The organism is Candidatus Planktophila sp., from assembly GCA_030681675.1.
Taxonomy (GTDB): domain Bacteria; phylum Actinomycetota; class Actinomycetes; order Nanopelagicales; family Nanopelagicaceae; genus Planktophila.
Genome location: JAUXRP010000003.1, coordinates 197,106 through 216,970 on the forward strand (window position 1 = coordinate 197,106; position 19,865 = coordinate 216,970).

Here is a 19,865-nt window from a genome sequence, read left to right on the forward strand (position 1 = left end):
AAACCCCTTAATCAGTAATTCGTTCAATTATAAGTGGCAATCTATCTATCTTTCCGCTTGAAGGTAAATCACCGATCTTCACTGAGTGAGTCAGTGACTCCTGTGCTCGTGCAAAGGCTGCCGGAGTGTCGGTATGGAGTGTAAACAGCGGTGCCCCCTCCTTAATAAAATCACCTGGTTTGGCATGAATTTCAATTCCGGCACCAGCCTGTACTGCCTCACCTTGGCGTGATCGTCCGGCGCCTAATCTCCAAACAGCTAGTCCAACTTTCATCGCATCCATACTTAAAAGCGTTCCGGAGTTATCTGCTGTAATTGTGAGGTTCTCTTTAGCCACCGGAAGTTTTGCATCGGGGTCGCCACCTTGCGCGCTAATCATGTGACGCCAGACATCCATAGCCTTACCATTTTTAAGAGCAGCGGCAGGATCAGCGCCTTTTATCCCTGCAAGCTCTAACATCTCTTGCGCAAGGATGAGCGTCAATTCAACGATATCTGATGGACCGCCACCGCTAAGAACTTCAATAGACTCTCGTACTTCTAAGGCATTTCCAGCTGTGAGCCCAAGTGGAACGTCCATGGCCGTAACAATGGCCAAAGTCTTAACCCCTGCTCTTTTACCAAGTCCGACCATAACATGGGCTAACTCTGCCGCTTTTTTTGGATCGCTCATAAAAGCGCCGCCACCAGTTTTCACATCAAGTACAAGTGCGTCAGTTCCTTCTGCAATCTTCTTACTCATAATCGATGATGCTATGAGTGGAATCGCTTCAACCGTTGCAGTGACATCGCGCAATGCATATAACTTCTTATCGGCCGGAGCTAAACCAGCACCTGCTGCACAAATAACCGCGCCACAATCCTGCAAAGCCTTTAACATTTCGGCATTAGTTAGCGATGCCCGCCATCCAGGAATTGATTCCAACTTATCTAACGTGCCGCCAGTGTGTCCGAGTCCACGACCAGATAACTGTGGAACTGCTGCCCCACACGCTGCAACTAAAGGAGCCAATGGCAAAGTGATTTTATCGCCGACTCCACCAGTTGAATGTTTATCTACCGTTGGGCGAGATAACGCCGACCAGTTCATTCGCTCGCCGCTATTAATCATTGCATCGGTCCAGCGTGAAATTTCACGCAAATCCATTCCATTGAGCAAAATCGCCATTAAGAGCGCAGACATTTGTTCATCAGCAACAACACCTCGCGTATACGCGTCGATAATCCAATCAATTTGCCGATCACTGAGTGCATGGTGATCACGTTTTGCCGTAATAACTTCAGCGGCCGAAAATGCTTCTACTTGTGACACTTATCGCTCATTGCGATCTAAATCATCTGGACCAAATGCCCACGGCAACATTTCCGCCATTGTCTGTGGACCATCATCGGTCATCAAGAGCGCACTGGATCCACCGTGCTCAAATAGTAATTGGCGACATCGCCCACACGGAGCTAGTGAGTTACCTTGGCCATCGACGCATGAAATTGCAATTAAGCGACCGCCGCCAGTGGCGATCAGATTTGATACAAGTCCACATTCAGCACAAAGTCCTAAACCATAACTCGCATTTTCAACGTTGCATCCACTGACTATTCGGCCGTCGCTCACGAGGGCGGCAACCCCGACTGGAAACTTTGAGTACGGGGCATACGCAGTTTTCATCGCAGCAACAGCGGCGACATGTAGCTGATCCCAATTAATCTCACTCATCGCATACCACCGCGACGATATGGAATACCGTCGGCGGCGGGCGTTCGAAGCCTTTGAGATGCCACTGCCATAACCATAAGTGTCGTTATATATGGAGTCATTGTTACAAGCTGACCTGGAAGCTCATCGACAGCTAAGAAGTACCACAGAGAAAGCGCGGCGAATGAGAGCGTAATCGCTGCCTTTAACAACTTACCCTTTCGCACGTCACGAAAAACGAGTGCCAATAAAATAAGAACAACTAACAAAATAAGCGCATGAATCGATGCCGAGTCTCGAAGTTGTAGGGCATCGGCAAAACCAAATAATCCCGCCCCCATTAAGATTCCACCAGGGCGGTAATTGCCAAATATAAGTGCGGCAAGACCGATATATCCACGACCTGCGACTTGATTTTCCTGATAGTGATTTGCTGCAACAATCGCTAAGAAGCCGCCGCCTAAACCTGCTAAACCACCAGAGATTAAAACGCCGGCATATTTCATTGCATAAACATTGACACCTAGTGATTCAGCGGCCGTCGGAGCTTCACCGGCACTTCGAAGACGCAGACCAAATGCTGTTCTCCATAGCACGAATGCCGATAGCGGGACTAATGCCATTGCGATCATAGTTACATACGAGAGATCCCCAGTTACCCCGCGAATTATGGCGGCCACATCTGAGATAAAAAACCACTGTTTTTGTGCGAGATCACTCAGAAGATCAGGGCTTTGCCACCCAAAATATTTTCCGCCAGAGAGTACTGGAAGACCATTTGTTCCAATGGATGCAACATCAGGAGACTGTGAAGGGCCAAGCCAAGCGCCACTCTTATAAAAAATCGTTGATATATATCGAACTAGACCAGCTGCAATAATCGTGATGGCTACACCCGAAACGACGTGATCAACGCCGAATGAAATCGTTGCAATTGCATGTAATAACGCACCGACTGTACCGAAGCAGACTGCGGCAAAGAGGCCAATCCATGGGCCATGCTTTGATCCAATCATCCCACCTGCCCATGCACCCATAATCATCATGCCTTCAAGACCTATATTGATCACGCCTGAACGCTCTGAAAATAAGCCACCCAGCCCAGCCAGCGCGATAGGAACGGAGAGCAAGAGCGCAGCTGATGCCGTGCCTATGCTCGTTAACTCTGAGGCACCGGTAAGTATGCGAATTATTGTGAGGGTTAAGATCAAAAGCATGGCATATCGCAATGTCTTTGTAGTGGTGCCTTTCATGCATCGACCGCCTTTGCAAGCTCATTACTTTGCAGCGTAATCTTGTATCGACGAACAACCTCATAAGCGATTACTGATGACAAGAGAATTGATCCCTGCATAATTACATAGGTTTCAGGCGCGATATCGATAAGTTCGAGAGACCTTGAGCTGACTTCGAGAAAACCGAACAAGAGTGCGCTGATAGCCATTCCAACTGCACCATTTCGACCAAGGAGAGCGACTGCGATTGCAGAAAAACCAATTCCAGTTCGAAAGCCCATATTAAAGGCGTGTGTATCACCTAAAACTGCGGGCAGTCCCGCGAGCCCTGCAACTGCTCCCGATAGTGCTAGGGCAACAAAAGTCATTCGCTTTGAGTTAACTCCACTTACTCGTGCAGCAATTGGATTTGCCCCCGATGCGCGAAGTTCGAAACCGAAACGTGTTCGGTTAATGACAAACCAGAAAGTAATACCAAGAGCTACAGCGAAAACAAGCATTCCGTAAACTCCGCCACCGGGTTGATCCTCAACACCTAATTTATTTAGTAACGGCATTAAATTCGGAAACTGGCCAGATGCAGGAATTTCTTTGGTCGACAAGTTATTTGAAGCCGTTGTCAAGTCTGCAAAGTGATTTGCAAGTAAGTATGAGGATAAACCACCAGCTAATAAGTTCAACATGATCGTTGAAACAACTTCACTGACTCCACGTTTAACTTTTAAATATCCTGCAATCGCGGCCCAGAGTCCGCCAACAGTCATAGCAATTACCATAATTGCAACTACGTGAATTACCGGTGGCAGCGCAAACATAGCCCCGAAGTAAGCGCCGAACATTGCTCCTAAACGAAGTTGGCCCTCTACTCCGATGTTAAATAGACCAGCCCGAAATGTTATTGCAATCGCTATCGCTGCGATGTAATACGGCGTGGCAACATTGAGCATCTGCATGAGTGATCCTGAAGTTGTTCCAAACTCCCACATAGTTCTGTAGGCATCCATAGGAGATTTCTTAGTAGCAAGAACGGCTAATGAGGAGATGATTATTGATACGACTGCGGCAGCAAGTGGGGCGGCTAATGCAAGCAAAAATGTAGAGAGTTTGAATTTTTTCATGCCGCCCCCGTCATCGCTGAACCGAGTTGCTCCGGAGTCGTTTTTGCTGGATCAAGTTCGGCAGTTACGACCCCACGCAACATCACTAGTAAGCGATCAGACATTCCAATGAGCTCCTCTAGGTCGGCAGAGATTAAAACAATCGCCATCCCTTTTTCGCGAGCTTGACGAAGCTCTTCCCAGATAGCACCTTGGGCTCCAACATCAACACCACGTGTTGGGTGAGATGCAACAAGTAAGGCTGGTGCTTTACTCATTTCACGGCCCACAATAAATTTCTGTTGGTTTCCACCGGAAAGCGCGGTAGCAAGAGTCTGAGGACCAGGTGCGCGGACATCGAACTCTTCCATGATTCTGGCAGTGTCGGCAATGGTGGCTTTCTTATCTAAAATAAAACCACGCATGACCGGCTTTGAGCGTTGATGGCCAAGAATTCGATTTTCCCACAGTGGTGAGTTCATCATTAATCCCTGTCGTTGACGATCTTCAGGGATAAATCCGATACCTAAATCATGGCGGTCTGCAACGCTTAACTCATCAATTGATTGGCCATTAAATGAGATAGAGCCTGTGTAGTCACGCAGACCAAGGATTGCTTCAACGAGTTCGGCCTGACCATTGCCTTCAACGCCGGCAATTCCAACCACTTCTCCTGCATGTAGTTCAAATGATATGTGAGAGATTAAATCGCGACTTCCAGTCGAAGTTGCAATTGTTACATTGTTGAGAGCAAGCGTGACTTGTTCTCGACGGGTGACACCATGCGTAGTTGGCTGCGGAAGCTCGCTACCAACCATAAGCTCGGCCAACTGTCGTGCGGTGACATCTCTCGATTTCACTTCGGCAACGGTAGATCCTGCTCGGATAACAGTCACATAATCAGCAACACGAAGAACCTCATCTAACTTGTGGGAGATAAAGATTATCGCCATGCCTTCGGCGCGAAGGCCTTCAAGGGCGTTGAACAAATCATCAACCTCTTGCGGAACAAGTACTGCAGTTGGCTCGTCGAAAATTAAAATTCGTGCACCGCGGTAAAGAACCTTCAAAATCTCAACGCGCTGGCGTGGACCAACTCCCAACTCCTCAACGAGAATATCGGGATCGATTTCAAGTCCGTACTGCGCGGCCATAGCCATAACTTTCGCACGAGCCGCTACAAAATCAATCGTTATGCCTTTTTTTGGTTCTGAGCCAAGGATTATATTTTCAAGAACTGTAAAGTTATCGGCCAACATAAAGTGTTGATGCACCATGCCGATACTCGCCTCTATTGCATCATTTGGATTTTTAAAATGAACAGCGCTTCCATTCACTAAAATTTCGCCGCTATCTGGACGTTGCATTCCATACAAAATCTTCATGACCGTGGATTTGCCGGCCCCATTTTCGCCGACTAAAGCATGCACAGTGCCAGTTTCCACGCTCATCGAGACATCTTTATTAGCTATAACACCTGGAAAGCGTTTAGTGATGTGCCGTAGTTCAACTGCAACTGACACGCTTTACTCTCCTTTGAAAAGTATTAAATGTGAAGATAAACGTTTGGCCCAACAAGGAGATTTAACTCCATTGTTGGGCCAAACGCCACTTCTAGTAACCCTTAGCTCGTAAGAGAATTAAGGCTTCGTTGGAACCTTAACTTTGCCTGACTTGATTGCTGCCGCTGCCTTGTTAATTGCCGCCTTGTACTTGTTGATGTATCCACCTGAGTACGAGACGCCAACGCCATTGAGGGCGAGATTGTATTGACGGCCATAGATGCCAGCCTTGGCATCTAGAACATCGTTAACTGAATCACCGGCAACAGCTGTTGCAATTACATCATAGACAGCACGATCAACGCGCTTGAGCATTGATGTAAGCATGTTCTTCTTTTGTGCAGCAGATGCTGAAAGGTACTGATCAGAGTCAACTCCGATAGTCCAAACCTTCTTGCCTGCCTTACCGGCCTCTTCTGCCGCAGCAAAGTTACCTGCACCAGAACCTCCAGCAGCAGAGTAGATAACATCCGTACCCTTATCGATCATGCCCTTAGCAATAACCTTTGCCTTAGCTGGATCATTGAAGCCAGAGAAATCAGGGAACTCAGTTACGTATTTAACATCGACTTTTGCTTTCTTCTTAGTTGCCTTAACACCTGCAACGAAGCCTGCTTCGAACTTCTGTAGAAGTGGAATACGAACTCCACCGATGTAACCAATCTTTCCAGACTTTGAGGCAAGTGCTGCCGCAACGCCTGCAAGGTATGAGCCTTGCTCTTCGGCGAATACAAGACTTGCAACGTTGAGAAGATCTACAGATGCATCATCAATGATTCCGAACTGTATATCTGGATAATCAGATGCAACGGCTTTGATTGGCCCTGCATAAAGAAATCCAACTGCAATGATTGGGTTGTATCCAGCTGCTGCAAGCAAGCGGAGTTTGTCTTCGCGCTCTGAATCTGAACCAGTAGTGACTGTTACCTCTTTAGCAGTAACGCCAAACTTCTTCTTAGCTCGATCAAGGCCAGCCGCTGCTGAATCGTTGAATGACTTATCGCCACGTCCGCCGATGTCATATGCCAGCCCAACTTTTACCTTTGATGCTGCTGTTGCCGATGGTGCAACAAATGCAGTAACTGCAAGAGTTGTTGCAGCTACGACTGCTACAAGACGAAATATCTTCTTCAATTTTCCTCCAAGGGGTCTTCTATGCGGCCTCGAAAGGTGTCATAGAAGGTTGATGTGTGATGATGAGCCTAGTAGTTACGCATGAATAAACTCAAGGCGCATCACGTGGAATTTGCATCACAAAGATAACGATTTGGAACCCTCAACCTAGCCTTGACAGTATTAAGCGACGGTACCGAGGTTTTTATAGGCATTTTCAAGGGTTTCTGCCGCCACGATGCGTGCCTTTGCCGCCCCACCATGCAAAAGATCAACCAAGTGTTTCTCATCCTCTAGAAGTTCCAGTGCTTTCGTGCGAATGGGACGAAGACATTCAACAACAACATCGGCAATGGCTGTTTTAAAATCACCATAACCCTTTCCCTCAAACTCACTTTCAAGCGCGGTGATGCTTTGACCCGACAAAGCGCTGTGAATCGTTAAAAGATTACTGATTCCTGGTTTTTCCTTCTCATCAAATGTAACTTCGCGTCCGGTGTCAGTGGCTGCACTCTTAATTTTCTTAGCAATCGACTCGGGAGTATCCATAATCTCAAGAACTCCAACGAGCGAGCTCGATGACTTACTCATCTTTGCAGTGGGATCTTGTAAATCCAGAATCTTGGCGGCGCTCTTCAAAATATAGTTCTCTGGAATTGTAAATGTCTGGCCAAAGCGAGTATTGAAACGCCCAGCTAAGTCTCGAGTTAACTCAATGTGTTGGCGCTGATCTTCTCCAACGGGTACCAGATTGGCTTGGTAGAGTAAAATATCGGCAGCCTGCAACATTGGATATGTAAATAAACCTACGCGGGCCGAATCTGATCCGCCTCTAGCTGACTTATCTTTGAACTGTGTCATTCGGCTTGCTTCACCAAAACCTGCCAAGCACTCCATTATCCAACCTAGTTGATTGTGGTGCGGAACTTGCGACTGCACAAATAGCGTTGATTTTTCCGGCGAGATTCCAAGTGCAATTAACTGCGCTGCAGATGACAAAGTTCGCTTTCGCAGAAGCGTTGGCTCAATTTCACCTGATAAGGCATGTAAATCCACAATGCAGTAAAACCCATCGTGCCCTTCTTGAAGTTCAACCCATTGCTTAAGTGCGCCCAAATAATTGCCAAGATGAAAGGAATCATATGTGGGTTGAATCCCTGAGAAAACTCGCTTCATGATCATGGAGTGATTCTTTCACACATCACGTAGTGCGGGATATTAATAACTGGCCAGCGCGCTTACCCTCCATAGAAAGCACCGTGATTCGCAGGCCTTTGAAGTTTACGACATCATGCTCTTTAGGGATTCGCCCTAAATAATGCATTACAAATCCACTAGCAGTTTCATATGGGCCATCTGGGATTTCAAGTTGGACCTGTTCGATTAAATCCTCAATCGAAATCAAGCCATCGACCTCAAAGTCGCCTGTCCGCGGTTCTACAAAGAGATCGGCATCTACTTCATCGTATTCGTCGCGAATATCACCGATTAAACACTCAACTAAATCTTCCAATGTGACTATGCCATCAGTGCCACCATATTCATCCAACACGATTGCAAGGTGCTGGCCCTGCACACGCATCTCGGTCAAAGCAGGTAGAACTCCTTTGGTGCCGGGCATGAACAAAATCGAGCGAACAAGTTCTACAATTTTGGTGGATTTACTGGCAAGCGAAGTATCCAGTAAATCTCGCACATGGATAAATCCAACGACCTCGTCGGATGAGCCACGAACGACTGGATACCGCGAGTGAGCTTTATCAACGGCTAATTCAATCGCCTTACCAACAGAGAGCGAGGCATCCATAAAATCAACTTCAGTGCGCGGAACCATGACCTCATGAATCTGTCGCTCAGATGCTTTAAAAACCTCTTCAACGATGTCGCGCTCTTCAGCGGTTAATGCAGCATGCCCTGCAACTAAATCAAGAAGCTCTTCTTCACTCATCGCACTTCGTTGCTCTTTTGGATCAACTCCAAATATGCGTACGACAAAGTCGGTTGAGTGAGAGAGTAACCAGATTATTGGGCGGAATATCTTTGCGATTACATCGATAAATCCAGCCGATGCCAGCGAAACCTCTTCAGAGCGAAAGAGTGCAAGACGTTTCGGTACGAGTTCGCCAAAGACCAGTGAAAAATATGCGATCACTAAGGTCACGCCAATAATTGAAAGGGTTGTACTAACCCCCGAGGAAAGACCTTGGCCTTCTAGCCAAGGGATCACGTATCCGCCAAGTTTTTCAGCACCGAAGGCAGCCGATAGGAATCCACAGACGGTCACTCCTACTTGGACTGCGGCTAAGAAACGGTTGGGGTTTTCAGTTAATTTCGCAACGCGAGCGCCACGTTTTCCACGGAGGGCGATTTGGCGAATCTGGCTATCTCGGAGCGAGATGAGGGCAATCTCGGCGGCTACAAAGAGAGAGGCCGTGAGAATCAATGCCGCGACTATTGCAATATCACCTAACAAAGAGCCCAACGAGTGAGATTCCATTATGTGGGAAAGTATAGGCCACGTCCTGTGACCTTTCATTTGATCCTATTTTCACGTACTCTTTCCAGCGTTGGCCAACCGGCCATCACCTTCATCCTCGGACCGTCGGGCACGTACCTGCCCGGAGAAGGAGAGAAATCTCATGGCATCAGTAGTTTTTGACGCAGCATCACGTATCTATCCAGGCACCACTGCACCTGCAGTTGATAAATTAACTCTCACTGTCAATGACGGTGAGTTTTTGGTTTTAGTCGGCCCATCAGGCTGCGGAAAATCAACTTCACTTCGTATGTTGGCAGGGTTAGAAGAAGTCGATGCTGGAAGAATTTTAATCGGCGATCGTGACGTAACAAATGTCGCACCAAAAGATCGCGATATTGCGATGGTCTTTCAGTCATATGCACTGTATCCACATATGACCGTTGCAGAGAATATGGGCTTCGCATTAAAGATTGCGGGTACACCAAAAGAAGAGCGCGAACGTCGTGTATTAGAAGCGGCAAAGCTGCTCGATCTTGAGCCATATCTAGAGCGCAAGCCTAAAGCGCTATCTGGCGGACAGCGTCAGCGCGTTGCAATGGGTCGCGCAATCGTTCGCGAACCACAGGTCTTCCTTATGGATGAGCCTCTATCAAACCTTGATGCGAAATTGCGCGTAGCAACTCGTACGCAAATCGCTGCATTACAGCGCCGTCTTGGAATCACAACTGTGTATGTGACACACGATCAAGTTGAAGCTATGACAATGGGCGATCGCGTTGCAGTTCTTAAAGATGGTTTGCTACAGCAAGTAGATACACCGCGAAATCTTTACGACAATCCAGCAAATGCTTTTGTTGCTGGATTTATTGGCTCTCCTGCCATGAACTTACTTAATGCTCCAATCGTTGATGGCAAGGCAATGCTTGGAAATCTCGGTATCGCAGTTCCAGTATCTGCAGGTAGCCAAGTAACTGTTGGAGTTCGCCCAGAGGGCTTTACTCCAGCTAGCGATGGCTTCCATGTACTCGTTGAGGTTGTTGAAGAGCTTGGCTCAGATGCCTTTGTGTATGGAAAGCCAGCCGATACAAATGTGAAGTTTGCAAATGCAGGCGATGAAGGCGCACAGATTATCGTGCGATGGGACCCAAAGAATCCTCCAAAGGCGGGTCAAACAATTGCCGTTACTGCAATTCCATCTGCAGTGCACTTGTTTAGCTCAATTACTGGAGAGCGTATTTAATCTCTACTTTAAAAACCCTCGGACCAGATTGGTCCGAGGGTTTTTTAATCTCGATTAATACTTACTTCGCTCCCACCCTGGACGGGCTTTACGGTTGCCTGCTACGCCACGACCATCGCGAGTGCGATAGACAATTGAGGGACGGAACAAATATCCAACTGGTGCACTCAATGCGTGCACTAACCGAGTAAAGGGCCAGATTATAAATAGGGACATTCCAACGATTGCATGAATCCTAAAAGCGGCCGGGCTGGCCATCATGAGTTCACCATTGGGATTGAGAGTGAGAATCGATCGAACCCATGGTCCAACAGTTTCGCGATAATTGTGTTCCTCACCTATGACACCGGCACTTGAAAGCGTTGCAGCGCTTCCCGTTAATAGTGTTGCAACTAAGAATATGTACATGCTCTTGTCGTTCTTAGTAGTCTGCGCAAAGACCATTGCCTTTGTCCGGCGGCGATAAATCAAGAGTGAAATACCGACAAGAGTTGCAATCCCGGCGGCACCTCCCATTACTACTGCGCCTAAGTGATACGTCTCCTGACTCAATCCCAGTGAATCAGTGAAATTTTGTGGAATCAAAAGTCCCACAACATGTCCCCCGATAACGGCAAAGAGTCCTAAGTGAAATAATGGTCCCGCAATGCTTAAGAGCTTGCCTTCATAAATCTGGGAAGAACGTGTCGTCCAATTAAACTTGTCGTATTTAAAGCGCCACATCAAACCGATAACAAATGAAAAAATCGCGATGTATGGAAGTACCGACCATAAGAGAATATTCGTTGAACTCATCGTGAAACTCCTTCTAATGAGAAATCTTTATGGGGTGAAAATGGTTCTAATGCAACGGCAACCGCTCCACTTAAACCCACAAACTCTTTTGGTGGACCAGCTATTGCAAGCGCCTTGGCTCTCGCTTCAATCTCCGGCGTCATTACCGGCAATGATTCAACAACGGCATCCAATACACCAGCATAGATGGATCCACTCTTATGTAAGGCATCTTTAATGAGAAGAATCGGTGCTTGATGTTCACCAAGTAGTAAATCTCCTTCATGTGGATTTTCCAAGGCAGCAAACTCAAGTACGACAGCTAAGTGATCCGGCAACTCTTCGGGACTAAGCACTAGACCGCAGCGTTTGTAGATTTCAATGAAATAGACCAAAGCCATTCCTCGGTTACGTGTATCTCCGTGCGTCCACGATGTTAGAAAAAGTGAACACTTTCGGCGCATGTCAAAAATTTCGACGTAATGCTCCTGGAGTTTATTAAGTGGCATTTCAGTGGCGATTGTTAGAAAGGCAAGCAATGGATTGCGAAGTTTTGGCTCTAATCTAGTCGCTAGTTTTACTAGTTCATCGTATCGATCGATAAAGGCCTGCTCTGGATAAACAAGGCACTGTGCAGCGATAGCACGGGCGATCTCTTTACTCACTTTGTCTGCCTATCTTTCATGATATGAAAGTTTTCAATCGTGACTGGAACTGGATTTCCTGAAGCTTGACCAAAAGGTCCCGAGTTTGGTCCCAGGTCAACGCCATCGAGTGAACAACCAGAACTCTGTCCCATATTTTCAAGATCCTTAGCCTGTTCGGCGTGTGCTGCAGGGATGACATAACGATCTTCATATTTTGCAATTGCTAGTAATCGATACATTTCATAGATACTCTCTTGATTCATTCCAACGGCCTCAGGAATCTCAGGTCGCGGTTCGCGCCCTAAGTTGATATCGCGCATATACGAGCGCATTGCCGAGAGTTTACGCAGCGTTGATTCAACTACTTCGACATCGCCGGCAGAGAAGAGCTCGGCCAAATAGGCGAGTGGAATTCGAAGTGCATTAATTGCACCAAATAGATTGCCCGCATCTTCGCCGTCATGACCAGTTTCACTTAATACATCCACGATTGGAGACAATGGAGGTACATACCAAACCATCGGCATTGTTCGATACTCAGGGTGCAGAGGCAGCGCGATCTTGTATACCTTTGCTAACTTATAAACAGGCGAGTTTTGGGCGGCAACTAACCAATCCTCTGGAATCCCTTCGGCACGGGCGGCGGCAAGGACGGCAGGATCATTCGGATCCAAGATTAAATCGAGTTGCGCCTGATATAAATCCTTTTCATTTTCGGTAGACGCTGCCTCTGTGACGCGATCGGCGTCATAGAGGAATAGGCCGAGATAGCGCAGGCGACCAACACATGTTTCAGAACAGACCGTTGGTAAACCAAGTTCAAGTCGTGGATAACACAGCGTGCACTTTTCTGCCTTTCCGGTCTTATGATTGAAGTAGATTTTCTTATATGGGCAGGCAGAGACACACATCCGCCAACCACGACATTGTTGCTGATCAACTAGAACAATCCCATCTTCTGCGCGCTTGTACATCGCACCTGATGGACATGCTGCAACACATGCAGGATTTAAACAGTGCTCACAGATGCGAGGCAGGTAGAACATAAATGTCTGTTCGAATGCCAGTTTTATTTTCGTTGTAACATCATCTGCTAGTTTTTTTAGGATTGGATCCTTTTCAATATTTTCAGGTCCTCCACCTAAATCATCATCCCAGTTGGCAGACCACTCAATTTTCATCGGCTTTCCAGTAATAAGAGATTTAGGCCGAGCAACTGGAGTCTGTTGTCCCAGAGGAGCGGTAATTAAATTATCGTACTCATATGTCCAAGGCTCGTAATAATCTTTGATGTTAAGCATGCGGGGGTTTGAAAAGATTGAGAGCAATCGACGTGCACGACTACCAGCCTTTAAGCGAAGTCGTCCGCGTGAGGTACGAACCCAGCCACCCTTTGCTTTGGCTTGATCTTCATAACCACGTGGATAACCTTGGCCTGGACGGGTTTCGACGTTGTTGAACCAGGCATATTCCATTCCAGTGCGATTTGTCCACGCCTGCTTGCACGTTACCGAACATGTGTGACACCCGATGCACTTATCGAGATTCATCACCATGCCCATTTGGGCCATGACCTTCATTAGTACTCCACCTCTTGTGAACGTCGCCGGATAACAGTTATTTCATCGCGCTGATTACCAGTTGGTCCAAGGTAGTTAAACGCAAATGTAAGTTGGGCATAGCCGCCGATGAGATGTGAAGGTTTAATCATTAATCGCGTCAACGAATTATGAATCCCTCCGCGCTTGCCTGAAGTTTCCGCCAAAGGGACATCTACAACACGATCCTTAGCGTGATACATAAATACTGTACCGGCGGGCATACGGTGCGAAACACATGCACGAGCAACTACTACACCATTACGGTTATATGCCTCAATCCATTCATTATCTTTAACACCAATTGTTTCGGCATCCTCAACACTCATCCAAATCTCTTGCCCACCACGTGAGAGTGAAAGCATGAAAAGGTTGTCTTGATATTCAGAGTGAATCGACCATTTAGAGTGCGGAGTTAAATATCGAACCGTGACCTCTTTTTCGATACCATCGCCTTGATTTCCAAAAATGCGATGCATATTTAACGGCGGCCTAAAGATTGGCATCTGCTCGCCGAGCTCACTCATCCAATCGTGATCAATAAAGAAATGCTGTCTACCGGTCAAAGTGTGCCAAGGTTTTAACCGGTCAATATTTATTGCAAATGCGGTATATCGCCGGCCACCATGTTCAGAGCCCGACCATTCAGGACTTGTAATAACCGGCACTGGTCTGGCCTGAGTGTCTGCAAATGTAATCCGCTTACCCTCATTATCTAGAGCTAAATCAGTGAGTTGTTGACCAGTGCGTTTCTCTAACGCCCTAAAACCTGCAACTGCGATTCGTCCATTAGTCGTACCCGATAGCGCGAGGATCGTTTCGCAGGCATCTACATCGCGAGCAAGTGATGGTCGACCCTCGGCAACGCCATGAGAGATAACTCCATTTTTATGGCGTAATAGTTCGATCTCAGGCAGAACGCTGACTGGTACACCCTTTGTATTAGTACCCAGTTGGTCAAGGAGAGGGCCAAGGGCACCCATTTTTTCACCAAGTTGGGTGTAATTGCGTTTTACAACAACCAACTTTGGCATTGTTAGACCTGGAATCGGTTCTACGATTCCATCTTTCCAGTCCGCAACAACTCCACTTGGATTTGCCATTGCATCTGGAGTGTCGTGTAAAAGAGGCACAACCACGATATCTTCGCGCTCAGCTAAATGTCCTTTCGATAATTCGGCAACTTGGCGACCCAGCATCTGAAAGATGTCGTAATCGGTCTTTGTTTCCCAAGGTGGATTAATAGCAGGAGTAAAGGCATGAATAAATGGATGCATGTCAGTACTTGATAGATCATGCTTTTCATACCACGTAGCTGCTGGCAACAAAATATCCCCGAATAAGCCGGTGCTTGTCATTCTAAAATCGATGGAGACTAGTAAATCTAACTTTCCTTCTGGTGCATTCTCTTGCCACTTCACATCACGTGGTCTGGCATCTGGGCCGTTTTCTTCGGCACGTACCGAGTTATCAGTACCGAGTAAATGCTTAAGGAAGTATTCATTTCCTTTGCTTGAAGAGCCGAGAATATTTGCACGCCATACAGTTAATACACGTGGCCAGTTTTCTGGCGCATCGGGATCCTCTATTGCAAATTTTAGATTTCCGTTTTTTAATTCGTTGACAACGTGAACCGAAGGCTCTACCCCTAATGCGCGAGCTTCATCAACTAAATCTAATGAGTTGCGATTAAGCGATGGATAGGAAGGCATCCATCCCATTCGTGCTGATTTGGCCATAACATCAATGGCACTCATATTCTCGAAGCGATTTTCTCCAAGAGGCGTTGCAAGGAGCTCAGACTTTAATCCGTCATAGCGCCATTGATCCGTTGATACATACCAAAAAGCAGTGCCAATCATCTGGCGTGGTGGCCGTGCCCAGTCGGCGCCAAAAGCTAACTGCGCCCATCCTGTTACGGGGCGGCATTTTTCTTGGCCAACATAATGTGCCCATCCCCCACCATTGACGCCTTGGCAACCCGTTAAAGTAACAAGGGCTAAGAATGTTCGATACATAGTGTCGGAGTGGAACCAGTGATTTGTGCCAGCCCCGAGAAGAATCATTGAACGGCCCTCGGACTCATCGGCATTTTGTGCGAACTCGCGCGCTATACGAATTGCTTGAGCCGCTGGAACATTTGTAATCTCCTCTTGCCATGCAGGTGTGTACGGAGATGTGTCGGTGTAATCAGTTGGCCAATCACCTTCAAGACCTTCGCGTCCAACACCATATTGAGCAAGCATTAAATCAAAAACTGTTGTAACTTTCTTGTCGCCAATTTGAATTGTTGGAACCCCGCGATGAAGCACTCCTCCGCTCTCTGATTCTTTTTGTCCCAAATCAAAACGAGGCAGAAGAATAGATGCCGAAGAAGCTTCATTTCGACCATAAATGCTAAGTAGTGGATCTACGCCCTCTAAATCTAAGTTCCATTTACCCATCGAATCATCGTTGTAGCGATGACCCAGTGATCCATTAGGGATGTATGTCTTACCGTTAGTTGAATCTAGAACAACGGTCTTGAACTTTGAGCCCTCTGAGGTGTCGCCTAAATCAGATGCGACAAGGAATTTGTCAGGTACCCATGCACCGTCTTTTTCACGCAGTGAGACTAGATATGGAAGATCGGTAAACCTTTTTACATACTCAGTAAATCGTGGAGTTTGTTTATCAACAAAAAACTCTTTCAAAATAACATGTCCCATTGCCATACCGAGTGCGCCATCGGTACCTGGATGCGGCGCGACCCATTCATCAGCAAACTTGGTGTTATCGGCGTAATCGGGGCTAATAGCTATTACTTTTTGACCACGGTATCTAGCCTCAGTCATGAAGTGGGCATCAGGGGTACGAGTTACCGGAACATTCGAGCCCCACATAATTAAATATGAGGAGTTAAACCAATCTGCAGATTCTGGAACATCGGTTTGATCACCAAATACTTGCGGAGATGCAACTGGAAGGTCGGCATACCAATCATAAAAGGAGAGCATCGAGCCACCCATGAGTGAGATAAAACGTGCACCTGAGGCATGGGATGCCATCGACATAGCTGGGATTGGCGAGAAACCAAATACTCGATCAGGGCCATACTTTTTAATTGTATGTACATGTGCAGCTGCAATGATTTCAGAGATCTCCGCCCATTGCGCGCGAACTAGTCCGCCTTTACCTCGGGCCTTTTGATATTTTGTACGACGAATCGGATCATCCATGATGTCGGCCCAGGCCAAAACTGGATCACCTAAACGAGATTTAGCCTCGCGATACATATCCAAAAGCAGACCCCGTATATATGGAAAACGAATCCGAGTTGGTGAATATGTGTACCAAGAAAAAGCTGCACCTCGTGGACAGCCACGAGGTTCGTACTCTGGAGAGTCTGGTCCAACTGATGGATAGTCAGTCTGTTGAGTTTCCCAAGTGATGATTCCATCTTTAACATAAACTTTCCATGAACATGATCCCGTGCAATTAACTCCATGTGTAGATCGAACTACTTTGTCATGGCTCCAACGATCACGATAAAAATCATCACCTTCGCGCCCACCAGTTTTTGTGATCGAACGAAGATCATCAGAGACTACCCCTTTTGAAAAATAACGTCCGAGCTTGACTAATGATTCTTCAATATCTAATCCTGTGGGCATGTTGCTTTTCATATCACAATTGTCTCTCGCATAAGCCCGCGTCAATATAGGTACAAAGACCCTATTTTCACCGGCCTAAAAAGAGCACTCTTTCCTTAGGATTTGTTTAGAAAGTAGGGGTTTTCATGTCGCAGCGCATCGGTTCTGGGAGAGTGCTAACACTTTCAACATTTGCATTTACTTTAATGTTTGCAGTTTGGTTAATGTTCGGAGTTCTCGGAATTCCGATTCAGAAAGAGTTTGGAATTAGTGATTCTCAATTAGCCTGGCTTTCATCGGTTGCTATTCTAAATGGTTCAATCTGGCGCTTACTTTTAGGCGTTCTTGCAGATCGAATTGGTGGCAAGAAAGTAACCGTGACGATGTTGCTAACTACCTCTATCCCTGCTTACCTCTTGGCACATATTGAACTGACATATACCTGGTTACTTGTTTTAGCCTTCTTTGTCGGCTTTGCCGGCAATTTATTTAGTGTTGGAATTGCCTGGAACTCGCACTGGTTTGATCGCAGCCGGCAAGGCTTTGCGTTGGGTGTTTTTGGTGCAGGAAATGTTGGAGCATCGGCTACAAAGTTTATCGGTCCGACAGTTATCGCAGGCACGGTTGGTGGTTCATACCTCGGTGGAATCATTCCTGGTGGTTGGCGTTTTGTGCCTGCCTTGTATGCAGTGCTACTAGTCCTGACCGCTGGTGCCATACAGTTTTTCACACCTGCGGACTCGAAAAATCTTCAGAACTCTAGGCCTTTGCGAGAGATGTTTGCGCCGTTAAAATATATGCAGGTGTGGAGATTTTCTTTCTACTATGTGATTGTATTTGGAGCATATGTCGCCCTTGCCTCTTGGATGCCAAAATACTATGTCTCGGTTTATGGTTTAGAGCTACAGAATGCCGCACTGTTAACTGCGCTATTCATCTTTCCGGCCTCTCTGCTTCGCCCACTTGGTGGCTATATTTCTGACAATATGGGGGCACGTCGCTTAATGTATGGAACTTTTCTTTCCATGTTAATGGCTCTGCTTTTTTTAGCCGCACCATTTGGTTACATCGTTTTAAATACGCCGGATGGACCAAGAGAGGTTTTGCCATATAGTTTAGGAGTAGTGCCATTTACCGCTCTACTTTTTATTGTCGGATGTTCTATGGGTATAGGAAAGGCTGCAGTCTTTAAGCACATTCCAGAGTACTTCCCTAACGATGTCGGTGCTGTTGGAGGACTTGTTGGAACGCTAGGAGCACTTGGTGGTTTCTTACTACCACCACTATTCGTTTATGTCCGAGATTGGACTGGCCTGCCTCAATCGACCTTTGTCGTTCTCTTCTTATTGACTCTCATCGCAACAGTTTGGATGCATGTAGTAATAGTGAAAATGCTGCACAAGGCTAGCCCGACACTTAAAAACCAGATTGATTACGACAACTCTCAAATGAATGGAGATTGAAATGTCTGCAGCAAAAAATAAATCCTCTGAGTGGCTCGAATCCTGGGATCCAAATGCCGAGGGAAAGTGGGAGTCCACAATCGCTTGGAAGACACTGTGGGTAACTACCTATGCGTTGACACTTGGCTTCATGAGCTGGTTCTTAGTCTCAGCCTTAGCGCCAAAACTCAATAACTTAGGCTTTGACCTAAGCAAGAAGGAGCTTTACTGGCTTGCTGCAATGCCTGGACTTGCAGGTGGTGGTCTGCGTTTAATCTGGATGTTCCTTCCACCAATTTTAGGAACGCGCAAATTAGTTACCTACTCAACAGCTCTACTTTTATTTCCACTCGTCGGTTGGTCATTTGCAGTGCGCTCACCATCGACACCTTACGTAGCATTATTGATTCTCGCCTTTCTCTCTGGAATTGGCGGCGGAGTATTTTCGGGCTTTATGCCGAGTACCTCTTATTTCTTCCCTAAATCTAAACAGGGTTTAGCTCTCGGTATTCAAGCCGGTGTTGGAAACTTCGGAGTCAGTATTATTCAATTCCTCACTCCAATAATCGTTGGTTCGGCAATGTTCGGTGCAACTCTCGGTGCGCCACAGCGATTTGTCGATGAGGTAAAAGGGATTGATAAATCAGTCTGGTATCAAAATGCCGGTCTCGTCTGGGTTCCATTTGTAATTCTCTCAGTTATCATCTCTTGGAAGTTTTTGAAGTCGGTACCTGTTACCTCACGTGGTGTTAAGGATCAACTTGACATCTTCAACAACAAACACACGTGGTTAATGACAATTCTCTACTTTATGACTTTTGGAACTTTCGCAGGATTTTCTGCACAGTTTGGTCTACTCATTAAGAACCTTTTTGGAGAGTTTGCGAATGCGCCCGACCCAGTAAAGTTTGCATTCTTTGGACCACTAGTTGGCTCTGCAGCACGAGTAATGAGTGGACCAATTGCCGATCGATTAGGTGGAGGAGTTCTTACCTTCGTATCGGGTCTAGGTATCGCGTTGTCGGCATTCTTTACATCTGGTCAGCTCTCCCCTTCAAGCAGTGATGACTTCATGAGTTTTTTCTGGGGAATGATGGCGATTTTCTTTTTCGCCGGTGTTGGCAATGCCAGCACGTTTAAGCAAATGCCAATGATCTTTGAACCTCGACAGGCAGGTGGAGTACTTGGATGGACCGGGGCCATCGCCGCTTTCGGTCCCTTTATCTTTGGAGTACTACTTTCACTTATGGCACCGGCCGGCTTCTTTCAAGGTGTTGCGCTCTTTGCTGTGGTAGGTACTGCCATTGCATGGTGGTTCTACACACGTAAAGGCGCAGAAGCTAGAAGTTAAAA

15 protein-coding genes are annotated in these 19,865 nt (G+C 46.7%); 3 read left to right on the forward strand and 12 right to left on the reverse strand.

The genetic code is table 11. From position 1 onward, the window contains the following. Nucleotides 1-7: 7 nt before the first annotated feature. The 8 genes from Q8K48_01580 to Q8K48_01615 all read right to left on the reverse strand — a co-directional run bounded on the left by Q8K48_01580 (nt 8) and on the right by Q8K48_01615 (nt 9,197). Nucleotides 8-1,312 carry a thymidine phosphorylase gene (locus tag Q8K48_01580; GenBank protein ID MDP1851087.1) on the reverse strand — a complete coding sequence of 435 codons (1,305 nt, stop codon included), beginning with the start codon at nt 1,310-1,312 and terminating at the stop codon, nt 8-10. Then, nucleotides 1,313-1,714 (reverse strand): cytidine deaminase, encoded by a 402-nt coding sequence (locus Q8K48_01585; protein ID MDP1851088.1) that lies wholly within the window; start codon nt 1,712-1,714, stop codon nt 1,313-1,315. Continuing rightward, on the reverse strand, nt 1,711-2,946 hold the full coding sequence (locus Q8K48_01590) for an ABC transporter permease (protein ID MDP1851089.1): 1,236 nt from the start codon (nt 2,944-2,946) through the stop codon (nt 1,711-1,713). Before Q8K48_01590 ends, Q8K48_01585 begins: the two co-directional genes overlap by 4 nt. Next, complete coding sequence (locus Q8K48_01595; protein MDP1851090.1) at nt 2,943-4,046, reverse strand: ABC transporter permease; 1,104 nt, start codon at nt 4,044-4,046, stop codon at nt 2,943-2,945. The genes Q8K48_01590 and Q8K48_01595 overlap by 4 nt, the downstream gene beginning before the upstream one ends. After that, nucleotides 4,043-5,548 carry an ABC transporter ATP-binding protein gene (locus Q8K48_01600; GenBank protein ID MDP1851091.1) on the reverse strand — a complete coding sequence of 502 codons (1,506 nt, stop codon included), beginning with the start codon at nt 5,546-5,548 and terminating at the stop codon, nt 4,043-4,045. The genes Q8K48_01595 and Q8K48_01600 overlap by 4 nt, the downstream gene beginning before the upstream one ends. 117 nt (nt 5,549-5,665) lie before the next feature. After that, on the reverse strand, nt 5,666-6,721 hold the full coding sequence (locus Q8K48_01605; protein MDP1851092.1) for a BMP family ABC transporter substrate-binding protein: 1,056 nt from the start codon (nt 6,719-6,721) through the stop codon (nt 5,666-5,668). A gap of 162 nt (nt 6,722-6,883) precedes the next feature. After that, nucleotides 6,884-7,882 (reverse strand): tryptophan--tRNA ligase, encoded by a 999-nt coding sequence (trpS, locus tag Q8K48_01610; GenBank protein ID MDP1851093.1) that lies wholly within the window; start codon nt 7,880-7,882, stop codon nt 6,884-6,886. Nucleotides 7,883-7,901: 19 nt separating this feature from the next. Further along, nucleotides 7,902-9,197 (reverse strand): hemolysin family protein, encoded by a 1,296-nt coding sequence (locus Q8K48_01615; GenBank protein ID MDP1851094.1) that lies wholly within the window; start codon nt 9,195-9,197, stop codon nt 7,902-7,904. A 142-nt stretch (nt 9,198-9,339) separates the two neighbouring features. Here Q8K48_01615 and ugpC point away from each other — a divergent pair, with 142 nt between their 5' ends. Next, entirely contained in the window at nt 9,340-10,419 is a 1,080-nt protein-coding gene (ugpC, locus tag Q8K48_01620; GenBank protein MDP1851095.1) for a sn-glycerol-3-phosphate ABC transporter ATP-binding protein UgpC, read from the forward strand. A 54-nt stretch (nt 10,420-10,473) separates the two neighbouring features. Here the strand turns inward: ugpC and narI are convergent, their stop codons facing one another. Genes narI through Q8K48_01640 form a run of 4 tightly spaced genes read right to left on the reverse strand, consistent with a single transcriptional unit; the run spans nt 10,474 to nt 17,103 of the window. Next, nucleotides 10,474-11,214, reverse strand: coding sequence for a respiratory nitrate reductase subunit gamma (gene narI, locus Q8K48_01625; GenBank protein MDP1851096.1), 741 nt, complete (start codon nt 11,212-11,214; stop codon nt 10,474-10,476). Further along, on the reverse strand, nt 11,211-11,858 hold the full coding sequence (gene narJ, locus Q8K48_01630) for a nitrate reductase molybdenum cofactor assembly chaperone (protein MDP1851097.1): 648 nt from the start codon (nt 11,856-11,858) through the stop codon (nt 11,211-11,213). Before narJ ends, narI begins: the two co-directional genes overlap by 4 nt. Beyond that, the gene (narH, locus tag Q8K48_01635) at nt 11,855-13,420 is read right to left on the reverse strand and encodes a nitrate reductase subunit beta (protein ID MDP1851098.1); all 1,566 of its coding nucleotides are present in this window, start codon (nt 13,418-13,420) and stop codon (nt 11,855-11,857) included. The genes narJ and narH overlap by 4 nt, the downstream gene beginning before the upstream one ends. Next, nucleotides 13,420-17,103, reverse strand: coding sequence for a nitrate reductase subunit alpha (locus Q8K48_01640; protein ID MDP1851099.1), 3,684 nt, complete (start codon nt 17,101-17,103; stop codon nt 13,420-13,422). The genes narH and Q8K48_01640 overlap by 1 nt, the downstream gene beginning before the upstream one ends. Before the next feature lie 113 nt (nt 17,104-17,216). Here Q8K48_01640 and Q8K48_01645 point away from each other — a divergent pair, with 113 nt between their 5' ends. Both Q8K48_01645 and Q8K48_01650 read left to right on the forward strand, forming a co-directional pair. Then, complete coding sequence (locus Q8K48_01645) at nt 17,217-18,533, forward strand: nitrate/nitrite transporter (GenBank protein ID MDP1851100.1); 1,317 nt, start codon at nt 17,217-17,219, stop codon at nt 18,531-18,533. Nucleotide 18,534: 1 nt separating this feature from the next. Then, complete coding sequence (locus tag Q8K48_01650; protein MDP1851101.1) at nt 18,535-19,863, forward strand: MFS transporter; 1,329 nt, start codon at nt 18,535-18,537, stop codon at nt 19,861-19,863. The last annotated feature ends 2 nt before the right edge of the window (nt 19,864-19,865 follow it).